The organism is Nocardia barduliensis, from assembly GCF_013315795.1.
Classification (GTDB): Bacteria; Actinomycetota; Actinomycetes; order Mycobacteriales; family Mycobacteriaceae; genus Nocardia; species Nocardia barduliensis.
In genome coordinates, this window is record NZ_JABLTE010000021.1 from 61,674 (window position 1) to 78,945 (window position 17,272).

Genomic DNA, 17,272 nt, shown 5'->3' on the forward strand with positions numbered 1-17,272 from the left:
GCCAGGCGCCCGGCCGCGACGCTCGGCGCCGAGCCGATGACCGAGTAGGCGCCGATCGTGGTGGGGTCCGCGGCCCGGGTCGGCGTGCCCGGATACTCGCTGAAGCACAGGCCGACGTACACGCCGGTGCGGCTGCCCGCCAGAGCGCCGGGCGCGCGGCCGGAGCGCTCCAGCGCCTCCCAGCTGGTCTCGAGCAGCAGGCGCTGCTGCGGGTCCATCGCGCGCGCCTCCGCCGCGCCGATGCCGAAGAACGCGGGGTCGAATTCGTCGGCGCCGTCGACGAAACCGCCCCAGCGGGTGTACATCCGGCCCAGAGCCGCCGGATCGGGGTCGTAGTAGGCGTCGATGTCCCAGCGTTGCGGCGGCACTTCGGTGATCGCGTCGCGGCCCTGCCACAGCAGATCCCAGAAGTCCTCGGGTGTGCGAACCCCGCCGGGAAAGCGGCAGCTCATGCCGACGATGACGATCGGGTCTTCCTCGGACCCGGGCTGATCGCTTTGCGAGCCGGTCGACATCGTAAGTTCCGAATCAAGCTGCTGTGCAACGTTGTTCGACAGATCAGGCTTCATGGTGGCTTCTGACACAGGGCGGGCGTCCGCCCGATCGGCCGTTGTCGTGGCTTCTGCCACAGGGCGGACGTCCGCCAGACCGGCCGTTGTCGAGGCTGCTGCGGCGGGGCGGGCGTCCTCGACGGTCTCGGCCGCCGCCTCGCCACCGGCGACAGCGGGCGCGCCCTTCCGGTGCAGGAAGCGCGCGATATCGCGCACCGTCGGGTAGTCGAAGACGAGCCCGGCCGGCAGCGGCATCCCGATCTCCGCCGCCAGCGCGGCTCGCAACTCCATTCCGGTCAGGGAGTCCACGCCGGTGTCGTGCAGCGGCAGATCCGGGTCGAGTTCGCTCGCGCGGTCCAGCACACGCATCGCGACGCGCTGCACGAGCGCCTCCCAAGGAGCCACATCGTCCGTCGCGCGCCGGGGTGGCGGTGTGGTCGGCGGCTCGGTGCGCGGCGGAGCCACCTGGGGCGAGCGGTTGGCGTACCACCGTTGCGGCACGAAGCCGAAGACCCCCGGTGCGGCGCTGTCCTGGCTGATCAGATGAGTCAGCACAGCGGCCGCGTCGTCCTCGTACAGCGGCGGCAGACCCCGCCGGGTGAGCCGCGCGGTGACCTCGGCCCGGTCGGCGGCCATGCCCACGTCGGCGAACGGTCCCCACCCGATACTCAGCGCGGGCAGTCCCTCGGCCCGACGCCGCCACGCCAGCGCGTCCAAGGCCGCGTTCGCGGCGGCGTAGTTCGCTTGACCAGGGGTGCCGAGCACGCCCGCGACAGACGAATAGGTGACGAACAGCTCCAACGGCTGGTCGCGGGTGAGTTCGTCGAGATGGCGGGCCGCATGATATTTGGGCCGCAGCACGGTCTCGAATCGCGACCAGGTCTGCTCGGTCACCACGCCGTCGTCGAGCACGCCCGCGCAGTGGACCACCCCGCGCAACGGCGGGAAGCCGGATTCCGCGATGGCGTGCAGCAGTTCCGCGACGGACGCGCGGTCACCGACATCGGCCTGGTGGGCTGTCACCCGGGCGCCGCCGGCGCGCAGTGATTCCAGCAGCCGCGTCCCCGCCGCGTCCGGTGCCCGCCGGCCCACCAGGACGAGGTGCCGGGCGCCGCGATCCACCAGCCAGCGCGCGGCCGAGGCGCCGAGGCCGCCGAAACCGCCGGTCACCAGGTAGGTGCCAGCAGTTGACCGCGCGGTGGCCGGGATGTCGCCGCCGAGCAGGACGATGCGGCCGGGATGGTTCCGCTCCGACATGGCGCGAAACGCCGCGGCGGCACGCTCGGCGCGGTGCACCGCGTGCGGCAACGCATCGAGTGCCTGTCGCTCGATCAGCGCCATGACACCGCGCAGGATCTCCCCGAGCCGCCGCGGATCGACCGTGGCCGGATCGAATTCCCGATGGTCGACTTCGCCGCTGCTTTGGCCGGTCTGCCGCTGCACGGGGTCGACGACGTCCACGAGTCGGCCGCCCGGCCGCAATATGCCGACGGCGTGCGCGGAGAAATCGTCCCCGACGGTGTGCAGGACGACATCCATACCCTGGCCCGCGGTCGCCGCCCGGACGTCTTCGCGCACCTCGAGGCGCCAGGCATCGATCTGTGTGACCGAGAGACCCGCGGACCGCGCCCAGCGACACAGCGCGGCGGTCGCGAACACCTGCGCACCGGCGTGAGCGGCGAGCTGCACCGCGGCCATGCCGACACCGTCGGCCGACCCGTGCACGAGCACACGGTCCCCGGCGCGCAGGCCACCGACGTCGAACAGCGCGTGCCAGGCGGTGGTGAACGCGTACGGTACGGTCGCCCCTTCGGTGAACGTGAGGCGCTCCGGCAGGGGTGCCACCATGCCCTGGTCGACCGTCACGTGGCGGGTGAAACTGTTCCGCGCCAAAGCGACGACACGATCACCGACCGCGAAACCCTCGACGCCCGCCCCTACCGCGGTGATCCGGCCCGCGCATTCCGCGCCCAACGGTGCGCCGGCTTCGGGATGAAGACCGGAGGCCACCCACAGGTCGCGGGCGTTCAGTCCGGTGGCCGCGACCGTGATCTCGACCTCTCCGGCTTCTGGCGCACGCCGAGTCCCGGGTTCCCAGCGCATCCGGTCGAAATCGCCGGAACGGTGCGCGACCAGGCGGTAGCCGTCCGAGGGAGCGGGGCCGTCGGCGAGACGAGCGGTCAGCCAACGGCCGTCGCGAATCGCGAACTCACCAGTGGCGCGCTCGCCGAGCAGGCCCTCGATGACCGGCCCGCTGTCCTCGCCGGATTCGGCGGGCAAATCCAGCAATCGGCAGCCGAACTCGGGGTGCTCGGTGGCCAGCGTGCGACCGAAACCCCACATCAGAGCCTGATCAGGATCCGGCCGGTCGGCGGCTGCGACGCGCTGGGCGTTCACGGTCAGCATCCACAGCGCCGCGGGACGGTGTGCTGCCGAGTCCAGAGCGCGCGTCAACCGCAGAGCGGCTTCGACGCGGGTCCGCGCGGACGCGGCGGTCCACGCGAAGACGACACCTCGCGCCGACCGCGTGGTAGCAAACGACGAGACCGAATCGGCCGTATCCGCCGGGCGGACGATCAGGGTCTCAGCGCCGCGTGCGGCCAGTCCGTCGGCCACGGCATCACCGACCGGCCCGTCAGCGAAGATCAGCCAGCGGCCCCCCGCGATCTCCGGCGCGGGCGCCGCGCTCTCGGCCGGGACCCATTCGACGTGATGCAGCAGGCTCGAGAGCCTGGCCGAATCCGGTTCTGCAGCAACGCTTTCGGGCGTGACTGCGGGTTTCGCGGCCAGCAGATTCACCCCGTGCAGACTGGCGAGCAGTCGCCCCGACGCCGAATACAGTGTGGCGTCACCGACGATGACGCGGGTACCGCGTTCGGTCACCCGCACCCGGCAGCGGACGATCGCGTCGTCGGCAGTCGGGCTGCCGAAGAATCGAGCACGATCTATCCCGGAGGGCAAGAACAATTCCCCCGCGGCGTCGGCGGTCACCACGATGCTGTGCAGGCACGCGTCGAGCAGGATCGGGTCCAGCGTCACCGGAGGGTGCTGCGGCAGCCGGAAGACGGTCTCGGCGTCGGTGTCGCTGATCCGCCGGAACTCGACGGCACAGCGGTAATCAGGTCCCAAGTGCAGGCCCAACCGCATCAGGGTCTCGTAATAGGCGGGCCATGCCTCGGGCTCGGCGGCGGCCCCCACTACCTCGATCGGATGGGCCGAAACAGATTGCGCAGCAGTAAGTTCAGCGTGCGCATAGTTTGTCCCGGCATCGTCGGAACTTACGAAGCGCACGTCGTAGCCGTCCGGACCGCGATCGAGCACGACCCGCACGGCCGCTTCGGCGGCAACCTCCAGCGGCGTGACCAGGCGCAGGCCGGCGACCTCCCAGGTGCCCGGGAGTTCCGTGGCGATCTCGTTCAGTTGAGCGCACAGCCAGGCCGCGGGCACCGTCGGCACGCCACGCAGCCGATGCCCTGCGAACATCTCGGGCGTGAGCCGCAAGGTGCGCTCGGACGTGGGCCATGCCCGAGACGCGGCAGCAGAGGCCACTTGCTCGAGTGGTTGCGCTGGACTCATCTGGGTGGCGGTAAATCCCACGGGGCCGCCGGAGCTCGGCTCGAGTTCCAGCCAGTGCCGCTTGCGCTGGAACGGGTAGGTCGGCAGGTCGACCAGGCGCCATGGCCGATCGGCATACACTGCCGACCAATCGATCTCCGCACCGTCGACGTAACGACCGGCCAGCTCGGCCGCACCACCCGGCACCCCCGCGACCGACCCGCTCGCAGTGATTCCCACGGCGACGTTCTCCAGCGCGGCACGCAGCTGTGCGGCGGTGTCGAAGCCGATCGCCACCCGCTCACCGAAATGCGTGCGGCCCACCGCCGCGGACGCGCACAGATCCACCAGCACCGTGTCGGGCCGGGCGGCCAGCAGATCCCGATACCGGGCCGCCAGCTCCCGCAGCGCGGCGGCGTTCTTCGCCGACAGAACCAGCAGGTGGGGGCCGGGGTCGTCGGCGATAGCGGGCTCGGGCGCCCACGGCGCCTCTTCGAGCACCACGTGCGCGTTCGTCCCGCTGATCCCGAACGCGCTCACACCCGCGCGCCGCGGTCGCCGTGCCCGTCGCCACGGGCGCTCGGCGGCGACCACGCGGACCGCGACCGAATCCCAGTCGATGTGCGGATTGCCCGACCGGAAATGCAGCGAGGCGGGGATGCGCTCGTGCCGCAGGGCCTCGATCACCTTGATGATGTTGGCGATGCCCGCCGCCGCCTGGGTGTGCCCGAGATTCGACTTCACCGAGCCGATCCACAACGGCGCGGCCTCGGTGCGGCCCGCGCCCAGCACGGAGGCGAGCGCGTTGACCTCGATCGGATCGCCGAGCGCGGTGCCGGTGCCGTGCGTCTCGACGTAGTCGATGTCCCCGGCCGCGAGAGCCGCGTCCGCCAGCGCCGCCCGGATCACGCGTTCCTGCGCCGGACCGTTCGGCGCGCTCAACCCCTGACTGCGGCCATCGGAATTGACCGCCGATCCGCGTACCAGCCCCAGCACCCGGTCGCCGTCGCGCCGGGCGTCCGCCAGCCGTTTGAGCACGAGCATTCCCGCGCCGTCGCTCCAGACCACGCCGTCGGCGCGCGCGTCGAAGCTCTTGCACCGGCCGTCCGCGGCCAGGCCGCGCGCCCGTGCGAAGTAGATGTCGAGCGAGGGCGTCAGCACCACGGTGGCCCCGCCCGCCAGCGCGAGATCACATTCGCCGCTGCGCAGGCTGCGCACCGCCGTATGCACGGTGACCAGCGAGGACGAGCACGCGGTGTCGATGGTGAGGCTCGGACCGTGCACGCCGAGGAAATACGACAACCGGCCGGAGGCGACGCTGGCCAGATTGCCGGTGCCGAACCAGGCGTCGGGCGCGACATCCGCCCGCGCCATCCGTTCGGCGTAGTCGTTCGACATCAATCCGACGAAGACGCCGGTCCGGCTGGCCTCCAGACGGCTCGCTGGATAACCGGCGTGTTCGAGCGCCTCCCAAGAGGTTTCCAGCAGCAGCCGCTGTTGCGGGTCCAGCATTCGTGCCTCGCCGACGGAGATGTCGAAGAATCCGGCGTCGAAATCCTCGACGCCCGCCACGAAGCCGCCCCAGCGCGTGTAGGTTTTCCCCGCGGCATCCGGGTCCGGATCGAAGAACGCCTCCACATCCCAGCGGTGCGCGGGCACTTCGGTCACCGCGTCGGCTTCGGTGGTGAGCAGATGCCAGAGGTCGGCAGGCCCGCGGACATCACCGGGGTAGCGGCAGCCCATGCCGATGATCGCGATCGCGTCGGCGTAATCGTCGGGCGCAGTGCCGGATTCGGCAGTTGTGAGTTGCGTCACGTCCGATGTGGTAGGTGTAACCGGAAGTTCCGCCGGGTACACCGCGGGAGTGAGCTGCTCGAAGGTGCGCGTGATCGGTCGCTGTTCGGCCCGCTCCCGTGCCGCGCGGCGTGGAGCGCCGCTGTCGCGCGTGGATTTCGCGCCGAGCCTGGCGATCTCCTCGGACACCGCGGCGACGGTCGGATGATCGAACAGCAAGGTGGCCGGGAGGCGCACCCCCAGGTCGGCGGAGAGCGCGTTGCGCAATTCGACGGCCATCATCGAATCCAGCCCGAGTTCGCGCAACGGTGTGCGATCGGCAGGGGCGGTGGTGCGGCCCAGGGCCGTCATGGCGTGGGCGCGCACCAACTCCAGCAGTTCCGCCGGGTCGCGCGGGTCGGCAACGTCCTGCTCGTCGACCTCGCTGATCGTTTCCGGCTCCGCCGCGACAGCGGGGGGAAACACCGCGACGACTCCTTCGGCCGCCACCAACGAGCGCAACGCTCGAGCACCGTCCTCGACGGCCAACTCGGCGACGCCGTGGCGCGCCCACGCCCGGCGCGCGCGCTCGCTCAGTCCACCAGCCATGCCGGTGCCCGCCCACGGGCCCCACGCGATGCTCACGGCAGACAGTCCTTGTGCCGAGCGCAACCGAGCGAGGGCATCGAGGTACGCGTTGGCCGCGGCGTAGTTGCCCTGACCTGCGGTGCCCACCACGGCGCTGACCGACGAGAACAGCACGAACCGATCCAGCGAGTGGTCCGCGGTGAGCTCGTGCAGATGCCAAGCGCCCGCCACTTTGCCCGCGAACACCCGCTCGATGTGCTCCGGGGTCTGCTCGATCAGCAGAGCGTCGTCCAGAACGCCCGCGCAATGCACAATCCCGGCCAGCCTCGGGAGGTCGTCACCGAAGCGAGTGAGCAAACGCGACAGCGCGTTCCGGTCGGCGACATCGACCACCACGCTCTCGACCCGCGCCCCCAGGGCGGCGATGCGCGCCATCTCCTGCTCGTCCCCCGGACCCGGGGCACTGCGACCGGCCAGCACAACGGTGCCCGCACCGGCCTCGGCCAGGATTCGCGCGGCGGTCGACCCCAGCGCTCCGCGCCCGCCGGTGATCAGATACGCCGCACCACGATCCAGACCAGGCGGCGCCTCGACGTCTTCGGAGACCCGCATGCGCATCGTGTATCGATGACGTCCGCGCAGCGCGATCGCGTAATCATCCTCCACGGAGACGATTTCGTGCACCAGGCGGTGGTCGTCGCAGCCGGCGCCCACGGGCAGGTCGATCAGGCGGCAGCGCAACTCGGGAAGTTCGGTGCGCACCACCGCGCCCAGTCCCCACAGCGTCGCGGCCGCCGGACGCACGGGTTCTCCGGGCAGCGCTCCGGTCGCCCCCACGGTGACCAGATACAGCGGCCCGTCGGCGACCGTGCGAGCCATCGCCTGCACCACGCCGAGCGCGACTTCGGTTTCCGCGCGCGCCGCGTCGGCACTGTCGTCCGCCTCGACGTCGGCGAGATATACCACCGTCCTGCCGTCGACGGGCCAGACGGCCGGATCGGTTGCACGCTCCACTGCCACCGCGTCGGTGCCCGCGGCGCGCAATGCGGCGGCGAGCCGGTCCGCCTGCGGCCCGACGCCGATCACCAGGGCGGCGGCGAGGCGCTGTGCACGCGGCGCCGCTCCGGCGGGCTCCCAGGTCGGACGATGAGTGAAGCGCGACATGCGATCCCGATCCTGCGACTGCCCGACAGTGCCGGACTCGGCGAACCATACGTCTTCGATATCGCCGATCACCGTGTCGGCGGTATCGAAAACGGTGATGCGAATCGTGCGGCCGGTGCGCTCGGCCAGCGCCCACGCACGCACACCGGCCTGCACACCGGACAGACGCAAGCGGCCTATGCCGACCGGCAACTGGGCTGCGGAGCTGTCACGCGTGGCCAACGCGAGACCGGTCTGCACCGCGGCGTCGAGCAGGCACGGCAGCCAGGCGCCCGGTTCACCGGCCAGTTCCGCCGGACGTGTCAGTTCGGCGAGCACGCTGTCCGCACCCAGCCGCAGCCGAGTGATCCACCGGAACCGCGGACCGAACGTCAATCCGGCTTCCGCGCAGCGGCGGTAGAAATTACCGGTGTCCCACTCGGCGAACGGCATGCGCCGCGCCGTGGACACCTTTCCGGAATCACGTGGGCGATTCGAGGCAGCTCGAACCACCGCCGACACCGCGGTGACACTGCCATCGCCGACCTGGAACCGAACCTCGGCGCGGTCCTCCCGGCGGGACACCAGTGGCTCGCTCAATTCCTCGAGCGGCACCGGCCGCGCGGCCACGAAGTCGATCAGCTCGTCGTCGGCGCCACCGGCCGCACGCAAGGCCCGCAGCGCCAGCTCCGCCGCGGGCACCACAGCTCGATCCCGGAGCCGATGCTCGGCAAGGTATCCGGTGTCGGCGGACGGCATACCGATCCGCACTCGTTCGAAAGGGTAGGTGGGCAGGCCGTTGCGCCGCCGCGCCTCCCGGGGCACGGCCGCGCTCCAGTCGATCGCCGCACCGGCGCAGTACAGGTCGCCGACAGCGCGCAACAGCACCTCGTCGTCCACCGAGGCCCGGTGCATGCTCGGCACCCACAAGGCGTCCGGGTCGGTCCGGCGGCCGAATTCCGACAGCACCGGATGCGGTCCCACCTCGAGATAGGCGTCCACACCGAGTTCGGCGACCGAGCGCACCCCCTCGGCGAAGCGGATGGTGCCGCGGGCGTGCGCACGCCAGTAGTCGGCATCCATCGGAGTCTCGATCCGCGCGCCGGTCACGTTCGATACCAGCGTGATCGCCGCCGCGCGCGGGGCAGGCACCAACTCGGCGACCCGTGTCCGGAAGTCGTCCAGCATCGGATCCAGCAGCGGCGAGTGAAACGCCGTCGTACCCGGCAGTCGCACGGTGCGAATCGATTGTTCCTCGGCTGCCCGCACCACCCGGCGCACCGCGTCCACCGCTCCCGAGACGACGAACTGCTCCGGTCCGTTCACCGCCGCTACCGACAGGCTCGCCGCGAGTTCCTCCAGCAGCGCTTCGAACTCCACGGGCGCGGCGAATACCGCCGCCATCGCCCCTTCCTGTGCCACCGCCTGCATCAACCGCCCGCGCTCGGCCGCCAAACGCAGTCCGGCAGGGAGGTCGAGCACTCCCGCGACGGTCGCCGCCACCAACTCACCGAGGCTGTGTCCCAGCACGATCTGCGGCCGAATGCCGAACGCCGACCACAGTTCGGCGCAGGCCCACTCGATCGCGAATATCGCCGGTTGCGCGTACTCGGTGCGGGCCAGCAACTCCTCGTTCGCCTCGAACAGCAGCGACCGCAACCGCATACCGCCGGGAAGCGGCCCGAGTAGCTCGTCACAACGGTCGAGCGCCGCGCGGAAAGCCGGATATCTGCGGTCGAGCGCCGCACCCATCCCCGCGTACTGCGCGCCCTGTCCCGTGAACAGCATCGCGACCCGCGGTTCACCGGAGGCCGGGCCGGTCGACCGACCCGCGGGGGCGGCGAGTTCACGGGCGGCCTCTTCGGCCGTGCGCGCCACCACCGTGCGACGATGCGCGAAATGCGTTCGGCCCAATGCCGCGGTGGCGGCCGCATCCGCGACCGATACCTCCTGACGAGCCAACTGCTGCGCGTAGCGCTGGGACAGCGCGCCGAGCGCCGAAGCGGTACGTGCCGAAAGAACGAGCAGCGCCGGTTCTTCCGATTCCGCGCGAGCCGCCGGTTCAGGCGCTTGCTCCAGCACGACGTGCGCGTTGGTCCCCGCGAAACCGAACGAACTGACCCCCGCCAGCCGTGGCCGCTCGGTGCGCGGCCACGCGACATCGCGGGTCGGCACTGCCAGCGCCGTGCCATCCAGCGAGATCTTGGGGTTCATCGTGACGAAGTCGTGCTGGCGCGGAATGCGTTCGTGCTCCAGCTGCAGCACCACTTTGATCAGCCCGGCGACGCCCGCGGCCGCCTCCAGGTGACCGATCTGCGACTTGACCGAACCGAGCAGGCACACCGCCCCCTCCGCCCGCGGCGCACCGAGAACCTGGGACAACGCCTCGACCTCGATCGGATCTCCCAGCGGTGTGCCGGTGCCGTGCGTCTCGACGTAGCCGACCAGGCCGGCGTCGCAGCCCGCGTCGGTCAGCGCGTCGCGCAGCAGTTCGCGCTGCGCCGTCGGGTTCGGCGCGGTCAACCCCATGGAACGCCCGTCGTGGTTCACGCTCGAGCCTCGGATGAGCGCCCGGATCGCGTCGCCGTCGGCGATTGCTCGCGAAAGCGTCTTCAGCACAACGACACCCGCGCCCTCGCCACGCACATACCCGTTCGCCCTTGCGTCGAAGGGGCGGCAGTGGCCGTCGGGTGAGAGCGCTCCCATGCGGGCCAGCGCCTCCGAGGTGAGTTCGGATTGCAGCAGATTCACCCCGCCCGCCAACGCCACGTCGCACTCCCCCGTGCGCAGGCTGCGACACGCTTGGTGCACCGCCACCAGCGACGACGAACATGCCGTGTCGATCGCCACCGCAGGACCGCGCAATCCGAGCACGTAGGACACCCGTCCGGCCACGATGCTCGACATCGTCCCGGTGAGGGTGTGCGCGTCCACCGAGTTCACCCACTCCGGTGTGATCGTGCGCTGGTATTCCTGCCAGCTGACGCCGAGAAAGACACCCGTGCGCGCCGCGGCCGGACCGTCCGGGACTATGGCGGCGTCTTCCATTGCCTCCCAGGCGACTTCGAGCACCAGCCGCTGTTGCGGATCCATCGACGCCGCTTCGCGCGGCGCGATGCCGAGGAACTCCGCGTCCATGGCATCGATCGGCCCGGCGAGCAGACCGGCCCGCCGCCGCGCTCGCCGAGGCGCCGAATCCGTTACCGTCCAACGGTTCTCCGGCGCCTCGACGATCGCGTCGCGGCCCGAGGACAGCAGTTCCCAGTACTGCCGCGGGTTCTCCGCGCCGCCGGGAAAGCGACAGCCGATCCCGACGATGGCGATCGGCTCGCGCTGCGGCCGTGCCTCCAACTCCTGAATCCGGCGGAGTGCCCGTGTCAGCAAGACCCGTAGGTCATACCCATCATCCGACATCTGCGCAGCCACCCACATCTTGCAAAAGTTGTGACGTGGAACATACGACGGGCCCGGTTATGCGTCAATTACATCGCGTGTGCACAAAATTAACTCAAGTTACCAACTAGTAGCTTGAACTTCCGCTGAGGGATGTTGCCCGAGTGAAACATTCACATTTGAAGGATTCACTTCAGAGCTGCTGATGCACCCGCTGCGCCCCGATCCGATCGATCCGGTCGCGTCCCCAGTCGCCCAGCGGCGCCAGCGCGGCGTTGAGCGCGGCGCCGACCTCGGTCAGCCGGTACTCCACGCGCGGCGGCACTTCGCGATAGACGGTCCTGCTGACGATGCCGTCCTCCTCCAGCTCCCGCAGCTGCTGGATCAGCATCTTCTCCGAGACGCCCGGCAGGCCCTTGCGTAACTCACCGAAGCGCCGGACGCCGTGGTTCGCCAACTCCCAGAGGATCAGCGCCTTCCACTTCCCGCCGACGACATCCATCGCGGCATCGATGCCGCAGAAATATGGTCCCGATCGCTTCGCGCCCACCCGTCCGCCTCTCCACCTGTTCACAAACCCATTGGTAAGTACCCGACAAAATAGTAGGTACTTGTCTCCTTGCCCGGCAACGAGCAATCTTGGTCACAGCGCGCTGACCAGTACCTTTCTCGAACCTCAAGGAGTTGAACCCGCCATGGCGGAAACCACGAAGACCCCGGTGACCATCCTGGGACTCGGCGCGATGGGCCAAGCTCTGGCCGCGACTTTCCTCAAGGCCGGCCTGCCGACAACGGTGTGGAACCGCACTCCGGGCAAGGACGCCGAACTCCTCGCGGCCGGAGCCGTCGGCGCCGCGACCGTCGCCGAAGCGATCGACGCCGACGGTCCGATCATCGCCGTCCTGCTGGACCACGCATCGGTGCACGCCACCCTCGACCCGGTGGCCGACCGGCTGGCCGGCCGTCAGCTCATCAACCTGACCAGCACCGCTCCCAACGAGGCGCGCGAACTCGCCGCCTGGGCGGCGCGGCACGATCTCCACTACCTCGACGGCGGAATCATGGCGGTGCCGCCGATGATCGGTCAGCCCGGCGCCTCCATCCTCTACAGCGGCTCCCGGCCGGTCTTCGACGCGCACCGCGATATCCTCGAATTGGTCGCCGCCGCCGAATACTTCGGCGACGACGCGGGATTCGCGTCGACCTACGACTTCGCGCTGCTCGCCGCCATGTACGCGATGTTCGGCGGCTTCCTGCACGGTGCGGCCATGATGCGCTCCGTCGGCGTCTCCGCCGCCGAATACGGCGCGCGAGCCGCCGCTTGGGTCAGCGCGATGACCCAGTCGCTGCCCCACCAAGGAGCCGTCATCGACTCGGGCGTCTACACCGACCCGGTCCAATCCATCGCCTTCCACAAATCCGCACTCGACGCCATCACCCGCGCCAGCCGCGACGCGAACGTCACCCTCGATTTCGTCGCCCCGCTGAAAACGCTCCTCGACCGCCAGGTAGCCGACGGTCATGGCGCCCTCGGCTTCGAATGCACTTTCGAAGAACTCCGGTAGCCTCCGAACAGGGCCGGCTCTCCTAGCTCGCGCGGACGACACCGAATCGTTGCAGCATCGCTTCAGCTACCAGGTTTCGGTGTCGTCGCTCGGGTAACACGTCCACGTTGGAACGGGACCGAGTAGGAGATCGAACATGAGCAAGAAATCGTTCGGCAAAGGCGACAAAGTCGAATGGAACAGCCACGGCAGCACCACCGAGGGCGAGGTGGAAGAAGTGATCACCTCCGATACCGAGGCGGCCGGCCGGACTGTCCGAGCATCCGAAGACGACCCTCAATATCGGGTGCGCAGCGCGAAAAGCGGTCGTGATGCGGTGCACAAGCCCGAGGCCCTCCGTCGGCAGAACGATTGACATCGAAACCGGAACTGTCATGACGGTAGACAACAAAGAGATACGCGCAGAGTTCGACAGCGTCGTCAATATGACACCGAAAGAACTACGCAGGTGGCTCGACACCGACGAGTCCAAGTCGGTGGGACAGAAGCCCGAAGGCGGCGGAGAGTCGACCGGGCACGTCAGCGGCCGCCGCATCGTGGACATCCTCGAGAAAACCGACCTGACCGACGACGACTACGCGCACATGCGCAAAGTGATCGGCTATGCCCACCGCCATCTCGAGCAGCGGCCCTCCGGAGAGATCGAGAACAGCAAATGGCGGTACTCGCTGATGAACTGGGGCCATGATCCGATGAAGGCGGGCACCAAGTGACCGTGGCACGTCGATGGGTTTTCCCACCGTCGTGTCACCTGCGCCAAGGTCGCCCTCCGGGATCAACCGGCCGTACCGGGTGACGGCTTTGGTCCGACCGCCGTTGCCGCGCTCGCCGGAACGCCCTTTCGGACTGCCTGATCGAAAATTCGCATCGGGCGATCCGGTCTTCGACCGAATGGACGCATGCTCCGCGAGACCGCCGCCTGCGGTTGATTCGACCCGACACCGATGCGGTCTCGTCGGGGGAGGCTGCAAACCTTCCGCGACATTCCAGCACCGGCCCGAGCCGCAGGTTGCCGTCGCCTCGGTTGTTCCACGCGTCTGTCCGGCGGGAGCAGCGCGGGCGGATCGCTTACGTCGGCAAACTATTGGTCCCTGTCAGCGTCGGTGTCGCCCCGAAGCAGACCGGTTAGCTGCGCAAGCCGCGCAGGACAGGGCTCGCGATGCGCCCCGGAGCGCCTGCGGGGGCCATCGCGGGTACTCGACGTGTGAGTTCTTCGAGGGCGGCCGTCGCTTCGAGCCGGGCGAGGGCGCTGCCCATGCGATAGTGAATGCCCGCGCCGAATGCCACATGGTCCTGTGTATTCGGCCGATCGAGACGGAATTCGTCAGGGTTACGATCCACAGATCCGAATCGGTGGATTGATGCACTGGTGCCTGCTCACGCAACACCGCGTAGCTCGGCTAAGGATCGGCGATCACGTCCGGATCGTTGAGACGGAAGGTTTGGATCACGGTTTCGCCCCCAGAGCGGTCAGCAGTGCATCGACCCATCCTTCGACGAATCGTTCGTCGGTCATACCGAACGGGCTGTGGTGGTAGACGTTCGTCATCACCCAGTAGTTCTCGATCGCGCCGAGCCAGACCGTGGTCATGGCCTCGAAGTCACGTTCGGGCAGGTGCTCCTGCGCCGCACGCCCGGCCAGCCAGTCGGCCAGATGCCGGTAGGAAGGCGTGAACAGCCGTTCCCGCGCCTGCGCCATCACCTCGGGGAACTGCTCGGACTCCTTCATCATCACGCGGATCAGGTTGCGCCAGTTGGACATCGACAACAGCGACCCCCGCGCGACCAGGACGAGCTCGGCCCGCAGATCGCCGAGCGGGAACATCGGCGCCAACGCGAAACCGGTCTCAGCCAGCTCTATCGCGGCTTCGACGGCCGCGGCCAGCACCTGTTCCTTGGACCCGAAGTGTGTGTACAGCGCCCCAGACCGTGGTGACAGCCCCGCGGCTTCTTCGATCGCCGCGACACTGGTCGACGCATACCCCTGCTCAGCGAAGAGCCGCAGTGCCTCGGCGACGATCCGATCCCGAGTACTACCCACCTCGGATTCCCCAATCAATCACTTGGATATCGTAATCGTACGCTTGGCCAGCTGGGGAAGCAGGGCTCCCTCCCGTCTCGTGACGAGAAGCTCCACGCAATCATCGGCCTGACCCAGCGGTTGCGGTGGGCGCATCGAGCCCCGGTACCACCTCGCCCAACCGCTCCGCCGACACCCCACGAGCCCGCCACCACAGCCCGACCTACTCGAGAATCCGCAAGTCAAGGCGCGATTTGGTCCAGGCGGAGCGATCCGATAATCTTGCTGAGCACACCGGTCCGGGTGGCGGAATGGCAGACGCGCTAGCTTGAGGTGCTAGTGCCCTTTATCGGGCGTGGGGGTTCAAGTCCCCCTCCGGACACCAGTGCTAACCCCACAGGGGGTGGCACCAACGATTGCCAGCTGCTGTTGGTGCTGGTAGCGCACTTCTAAGGCCAAGGCTCGGTACAGCTGAGCCTTATCGGCTGGATCTCCCGCAGCGAGGACCGCGCGGATGTCGCCGAGTGAGTCGATCAACTTTCGGATCTCGGTTTCGGTGAGCCGGTTGATCTTGGGCAGACTCTTCAGCTCGGCTTGAGCTGCCGCTTTGTCCGCCTGTGCGGCATTCATCGCCGTGACGAGCGCTTGCGGGTCGACTCCGGCCTCGATAGCGGCGAGGTGACGCGCGAGTCTGGCTTCAGCGTCGGTGACGCGTTGGCGAAGCATTCGCCGCTGGGTGTCGGTGTCATCGATGTCTTGGGCGGCCACGAGAGCTGCGATGGTGTTTTCCCGGCATTGATGGTTGAACAAACTGGCCAGCCAGCCGTCGATCGGCCCGACGACGACGTCCTCGCGGAGGTTCACTGTTCGGGGATGGTCCTGCAAGACGGGACTACCGGCGGCGATGGTCTTGGCGCGGCATCGGTAGTACACGGCGTCACGGACCAACTCCGCCTGCATCTTTCGGCCGCAGCCCTCGCAGCGCACGAGGCCGCTCAATAGGTATGGGCGCAGACTGCTGGCCGGTCTGTTGCGCTCGAGCTTCGCGCGAGTGCGGTTGCTGGCACCCGCGCGCTGGCGCCTCAGCAGTTGAGCCTGGGTGAACGTTTCGACCGAGATGATGGCCGGATGTGCGGGCTTCTTCGATCGCACGATGCGGTGCGTAGGCGAGCGACGGAACCGGGTGACGTTACCTGCCGCGGCGTCGTCGGGATCGAGAAGTTCTTCGTGTTTGGTCCACCGACCGAACACCGCATAACCGGTGTAACGGGGATTCTGCAGAATCGCGGCAACCGTTCCGGCCTGCCAGCCATCCTTGGCGCGATGCCGGTTCTGCTCCGGCCGATGCGCGGACGGGCACGGCACGCCTTCCCGGTTCAAAGCGATGGCGATGGCTTTGTCGCCGCGGCCGGCGAGGTAGTCACGAAAGATTCGCTGCACTACCGGGGCGGTGCTCACATCGAGTGACAAGATCCGCAGCTTCAATCCGTCGGAGGCGCGGTTGGGGTTCGGGTGCGGTGGACCGTCGACCGTAATGTACCCGTACGGCGCTCGGCCGCCTTGGTGGCGGCCTTCGTTGAGGACTTGAGCGTCCATGCTGGCGCGGGTGCGCTGCTGCACGTGCTGGCGTTCGGACTCACTCAGCCCGCCGAGCATGCTCATCATCATCGAATGCGTGACATTGCGCGGATCGAAACGTCCCCCGAGCTCCGGTACCCACACCTCCACCCCATGTGCCTGCAGTCGCGGCGCGACCAGACTGAACTGGTTACCGAACCAGCACCGTGTTCCCTCGCCGACGACGATCGCTGTCCAGCCCCGGGCCGCATTCTTCAGATCCGCTAGCAGCCGCGCGGCTTCGCTGCGGCGGTGCCAGGGCACCGACCGTGATTGGCCGATGTCGAAGTAATCGGCGGCGATGGATGCTTCGGAGACGAACTTTTCCGCGTTGCCCCGCTGCCACCGATACGAGGTCTCCGGATCTTGATTGTCCTCGGTCGAGCAGCGTCCGTAGAACGCGAATTGCTGGTCAGCGCCGCTTTCGACGGTTTCGGGGACGATTCCCAACAGTTCGTCGAGCACGGCCCACTCGTTTGACTCGCTGGGCATCGTCCTCCCTCTCGATAGGGTGTTCACGCGCATGTCGGAGCAGCAACTCGAGTAGCACCCTGGCCGCGCTGTCATTCAACTCCGGCGGGCTTTTGGGGCAAACAACTCTGATGATGCCAGGCCCATCGCTGCCATGGTTAACTTGCCGGTTGCTGTGGTTAGCGCACACAGTCAGCGCCCCCGCGCTTGACGTACTCTGCGGGACACAAGATTGCTGGGCGCTCAGGATGCCCGGAGCCAGATCTGAAGACTCGTAGTGCCTCTGTCGGCAAAGCGGGCGAAACCGCCACAGTTGTGCCGGTTCCCGGTCGGGCGATGCTGTGAATGAATGCGCGACGCCAAAGTCGTACACGGATTGTGTCCCGCTGCTGATAGATTGCCGCCTGGTTGACGGTGGCAGCTTTGACGCCATAGACGGCCACATGCGAGCCCGGTCTCCGACAGCGCGGTCCGCTGAAGACAACGCTGAAGACAACTCTGGTGACGTCGGCGACCCTCGGGAAATCATTCGGTCTCCGCCGGTCCCCAGAAAACGACGGCAGCCGCAACCCAGAACTGTGCCTACCGTTTTCGCG

Annotated in this window: 7 protein-coding genes and 1 tRNA gene (1 of these 8 running past the window's edge); 4 read left to right on the forward strand and 4 right to left on the reverse strand. The window is 68.4% G+C overall.

Annotated features, from left to right (window positions below; genetic code table 11):
* On the reverse strand, nt 1–10,994 hold the 5' portion of the coding sequence (locus tag HOV91_RS11965; RefSeq protein WP_174185440.1) for a type I polyketide synthase. The gene continues 10,303 nt to the left of window position 1, outside the view; 10,994 of the gene's 21,297 nt are visible here — the first part of the coding sequence; it begins with the start codon at nt 10,992–10,994; its stop codon lies beyond the left edge, outside the window.
* A gap of 202 nt (nt 10,995–11,196) precedes the next feature.
* Nucleotides 11,197–11,553 carry a winged helix-turn-helix transcriptional regulator gene (locus HOV91_RS11970; protein ID WP_312884571.1) on the reverse strand — a complete coding sequence of 119 codons (357 nt, stop codon included), beginning with the start codon at nt 11,551–11,553 and terminating at the stop codon, nt 11,197–11,199.
* Nucleotides 11,554–11,698: 145 nt separating this feature from the next.
* On the opposite strand from HOV91_RS11970, the gene HOV91_RS11975 reads away from it, so the two are divergent.
* From HOV91_RS11975 to HOV91_RS11985, 3 genes are all read left to right on the forward strand, one after another.
* Nucleotides 11,699–12,568: an NAD(P)-dependent oxidoreductase gene (locus HOV91_RS11975; protein WP_174185441.1), complete on the forward strand. Its 870-nt coding sequence runs from the start codon at nt 11,699–11,701 to the stop codon at nt 12,566–12,568.
* A 136-nt stretch (nt 12,569–12,704) separates the two neighbouring features.
* Complete coding sequence (locus HOV91_RS11980; protein ID WP_174185442.1) at nt 12,705–12,923, forward strand: hypervirulence associated TUDOR domain-containing protein; 219 nt, start codon at nt 12,705–12,707, stop codon at nt 12,921–12,923.
* Between the two features lie 19 nt (nt 12,924–12,942).
* Nucleotides 12,943–13,281 (forward strand): DUF3140 domain-containing protein, encoded by a 339-nt coding sequence (locus HOV91_RS11985; RefSeq protein ID WP_174185443.1) that lies wholly within the window; start codon nt 12,943–12,945, stop codon nt 13,279–13,281.
* A gap of 734 nt (nt 13,282–14,015) precedes the next feature.
* On the opposite strand, the gene HOV91_RS11990 is transcribed toward HOV91_RS11985, so the two are convergent.
* Nucleotides 14,016–14,609, reverse strand: a complete 594-nt coding sequence (locus HOV91_RS11990) for a TetR/AcrR family transcriptional regulator (protein WP_174185444.1) — start codon at nt 14,607–14,609, stop codon at nt 14,016–14,018.
* 276 nt (nt 14,610–14,885) lie between these two features.
* Here HOV91_RS11990 and HOV91_RS11995 point away from each other — a divergent pair.
* Nucleotides 14,886–14,973: transfer RNA gene (locus HOV91_RS11995), tRNA-Leu, on the forward strand.
* Here the strand turns inward: HOV91_RS11995 and HOV91_RS12000 are convergent.
* Nucleotides 14,952–16,670: a recombinase family protein gene (locus tag HOV91_RS12000; protein WP_312884572.1), complete on the reverse strand. Its 1,719-nt coding sequence runs from the start codon at nt 16,668–16,670 to the stop codon at nt 14,952–14,954. The two genes, HOV91_RS11995 and HOV91_RS12000, sit on opposite strands and share 22 nt — an antisense overlap.
* Between the last annotated feature and the right edge of the window lie 602 nt (nt 16,671–17,272).